Annotated in this window: 4 protein-coding genes; all 4 read right to left on the bottom strand. The window is 60.4% G+C overall.

Annotation, left to right across the window (positions count from 1 at the left end; all coding sequences use genetic code 11):
* Window positions 1-92 precede the first annotated feature (92 nt).
* From HNR51_RS26485 to HNR51_RS26500, 4 genes are read right to left on the bottom strand one after another with little or no spacing between them, the layout of a single operon-like run.
* Window positions 93-473, bottom strand: coding sequence for a HupE/UreJ family protein (locus HNR51_RS26485; protein WP_182556953.1), 381 nt, complete (start codon window positions 471-473; stop codon window positions 93-95).
* A 16-nt stretch (window positions 474-489) separates the two neighbouring features.
* Window positions 490-876 carry a thiocyanate hydrolase gene (locus HNR51_RS26490; protein WP_182556954.1) on the bottom strand — a complete coding sequence of 129 codons (387 nt, stop codon included), beginning with the start codon at window positions 874-876 and terminating at the stop codon, window positions 490-492.
* The gene (scnC, locus tag HNR51_RS26495) at window positions 873-1,634 is read right to left on the bottom strand and encodes a thiocyanate hydrolase subunit gamma (RefSeq protein ID WP_182556955.1); all 762 of its coding nucleotides are present in this window, start codon (window positions 1,632-1,634) and stop codon (window positions 873-875) included. The genes HNR51_RS26490 and scnC overlap by 4 nt, the downstream gene beginning before the upstream one ends.
* 33 nt (window positions 1,635-1,667) lie before the next feature.
* Window positions 1,668-2,522 carry an SH3-like domain-containing protein gene (locus HNR51_RS26500; protein ID WP_012455950.1) on the bottom strand — a complete coding sequence of 285 codons (855 nt, stop codon included), beginning with the start codon at window positions 2,520-2,522 and terminating at the stop codon, window positions 1,668-1,670.
* Between the last annotated feature and the right edge of the window lie 482 nt (window positions 2,523-3,004).

A 3,004-nucleotide genomic window follows, 5' to 3' on the forward strand; every position in this document is an offset into this window, starting at 1 on the left:
GCGGGGCGGGTCGTTAGAACTCACCATACGGTCGGTCATAGGCACACACTTCCACAAGCGTGAGCCCCTGTCCGGTCATTTAGGGGGCTACTTCAAAGCAAGAGCGCGGGAAGCTCGCGATTTGTGGCTATGATGGCTCCGAGCAGGAGCACCGTAGCCGCGACGACCAATTCGGCTACGGGCAGCGTGACGCCGGCGAGATGGATGAGACATCCGGCAAGGGTCCCGGCTACGAACGGGAGCGTCAGCGCCCACAGGTGGCCCGCAAGTGCGGCTGCAATGCCGACGGCGACGACGAATGCGAAGTGGTCAACTCCGATTACAGGATGCCCGATGCCGGAAAGCAGCCCCTGCCCGAAAGTCTGCGGAAGTTGACCGCCCATCGGGTGATGGGCGAGTGCCGCGCAGGTGCTCGCCAGAAGGAGAGGCCCTGCGCATGCGACCCGTATGGCGTAAGAGCGGTGGATCGCCATGATATGTCTACCTCCATTATTCCTGAACAGCTTCAAGCCGTGCTCGGACGGTGCTGATTTGCCGGGCGAGTTCCTCCTCGGTCACGAGCCCACGGCTGAGCATGATATGAGCGAGTGTCAGAAGCTGGCGTTCCGGGTTCGGAATGGCGCTGTACACTGTCTCAAGCTCATCCTCGGCGTGTCGCCGCTCCAGCGAATCCAGAGCCCCGCCCGCTGAGAGGCAGTCGCAGGTTGCGTCGAGGCACACCTTCCATGGCGGCTCCGGCTCGACGACGCACCAACGCGGCGCAAGCTTGGCCCAGGTTTGATCCTCGTTCTGTATGGACTCGAGCAACGCGATGCGACGAAGGTCGACGTACTGCCCTTCGGTCCGCCCCTGAACGCCGGCACTCTCCCCGCTCATTGTGTGGCCTCCCTCGGTCTGCCCCCGCTATGGACCGGCCGGCTGGCCTTGTGGATCGGCCGAGGACCGTCTGATGTCCTGCCGGGCTGCGGCATGGCGATGCCGATCATGCAGTCGCGGGTGACGATTTCTGCGAGTTGATCCTCCGACCAACCATCGGTGCCCGCTGGCCTCACGGGGAGGACCATAAAGCGGCTTTTTGCGTTGGAGTCCTCCACTCGAAGCTCGACCTCGGGGGGGAGAAGCAATCCAAACTCCGCCAGCACCTGACGCGGCCAGCGGACTATCCTGCGGCGATAGTTGGGCGAACGGTACCAATAAGGCGAGTGACCGAGTATCGGCCGGGGATAACATGAGCAGAGCGTGCAAACGATCACATGATGCAGCTTCGGCGTATTTTCGAGCACGGTCATGTGCATGTAGTCGCTTGTGGTCCCGAAGCCGCTCGGCTCGGCCCAGTCGACACCGACCTCCTTGCTGGCAGCCAGGGGATCGGAAAAAACTCGGGACTTGTATGCCGGGTCAATCCAGGCTTTTGCGACCATGCGCGAGCCTGCGGCCGGCGATCTCGCGTCGTTCCATTCGGAGAACACTCGGTGATCTTCGGGGGTGAACAGGCCTTTCTCGATTGCCAGCTCACGGACGGCGAGTTCAAGGATTTCGAAGTCGGAAATCTCATCGACCATCGGCGCTGCCGGATGGTCGTGGCCATGGTCGCCCGAATGTTCGTGACCGTCATCTTTATGTTTCTTCGCCATGTTCTGCTCCTATGACTTGGCCCGATGCATCGGTCAGTCGACGGCTTCGAGCCACATGTCCGGATACTCGCTCTGAAGGGTGTCATTTTCGAACGGGTATTCCGCCCAAAGATCCTTCTGCTTGAACCGGACGATGTAATACTGCTCCTGAGGGGCATCGTAGCGATCCCAGGCCTCGTCGGCCGGAACCAAGTCCGGGTATGTCAGGGCGGCGATCGTCCCGGTCATGTTGCGGACATACATCTGGGTCCGGGTGTAGAAGATCGCCGGCAAGTCTTTCACCCGGACGCGATCGCCGACCTTGAAGCGGGCAGGCTGGATTGCACCCGTGCCGTCCCAGGGGGCCTTGGGGCCATAGTCAGGCCGTTTTCCTGTTCTGGTTTTATTGGTGTTCCCGGTGTTGGTGGTCACTTTGACATGAGGGCGGGCGCCAATGCTTGACGTAGCGTGCCCGGCGCGCTCAGCGTTTACGCCTAATCGTTGCCTGACCTCTGCAATCTTTCCCTGCAACTCGAGTAGAGAAACGTAGTTCTTGTCTACCAGCATTTTCGCGGCGCCCCAGATCCAGCGCGCGTTGTAGGAGAAGCCGTAATAGAGCGTCATACCTATATCGTTGGCATAGCGGCGTCGCCTTTCTTCGGCGTTCCACAAGCCTCTGAAACCAAGAACTTCGCAGGTGATATAGACGTTGTTCTCCCACTCCTCATCCTCTTTTTCTTCGAAGATTTGAGGTGCGCAGGGTTGTCCTCCGACATCGTGAGTGGGCCAAATATAGGCCTCGTACCGGATGTGCGGAACCTCGTAAGGCCAATCTTGCTCTTTATGGATCGCCGGCATCAAGTGTGTACCGGTTTCGAAGATCTGCCGGGTTTCGGTCGGTGATGGCATCGCGCCTTCTCCATTGTTTCTCGAGTCGAGACAGGCAGTTCTGCATCAGCCGCAACAATCGGCTCGAACGGCTGCGAGATGCGGAGTCGTCAGCTTGATTTGCTTCAGAGAGACGGCAAACGGATCGGACGGAGGAATGGTCAATTTCCGCAGGCGGATATTACAACCAGAACAGGTGGCCGATGCATTGACGCGCATCAATCCAATGCCGGATAGCGCCTCACAGAGACCGTCAGGATCAGGACGGCGAGGTTGCCGCGTCTGCGGCGTGAGCTCGACCGCCCCATCAACCCAGTCCAAAGCCAGTCGGTCAGGTCATGAAGCATTGGCCGGAAATGTGATCCCGGCGGTTGGGAAAAGCTGATGCGCTCCTCGCCCGTCCGGGCGCCTCACCACGCGATCGTGTAGGCGACCTCCAGCGAGCGGGGGCGTCCCAGCAGCCACGCGGTGCCGAGGCCGTTCACGGCGCTGCCATCGACGGC

It is taken from the genome of Methylorubrum thiocyanatum (assembly GCA_014138645.1).
GTDB lineage: Bacteria > Pseudomonadota > Alphaproteobacteria > Rhizobiales > Beijerinckiaceae > Methylobacterium > Methylobacterium thiocyanatum.

Coding starts and splice junctions, on each gene's coding strand:
- HNR51_RS26485 (WP_182556953.1), bottom strand. CDS start 473: ATGGCGATCCACCGCTCTTACGCCATACGGGTCGCATGCGCAGGGCCT.
- scnC (WP_182556955.1), bottom strand. CDS start 1,634: ATGGCGAAGAAACATAAAGATGACGGTCACGAACATTCGGGCGACCAT.
- HNR51_RS26500 (WP_012455950.1), bottom strand. CDS start 2,522: ATGCCATCACCGACCGAAACCCGGCAGATCTTCGAAACCGGTACACAC.
- HNR51_RS26490 (WP_182556954.1), bottom strand. CDS start 876: ATGAGCGGGGAGAGTGCCGGCGTTCAGGGGCGGACCGAAGGGCAGTAC.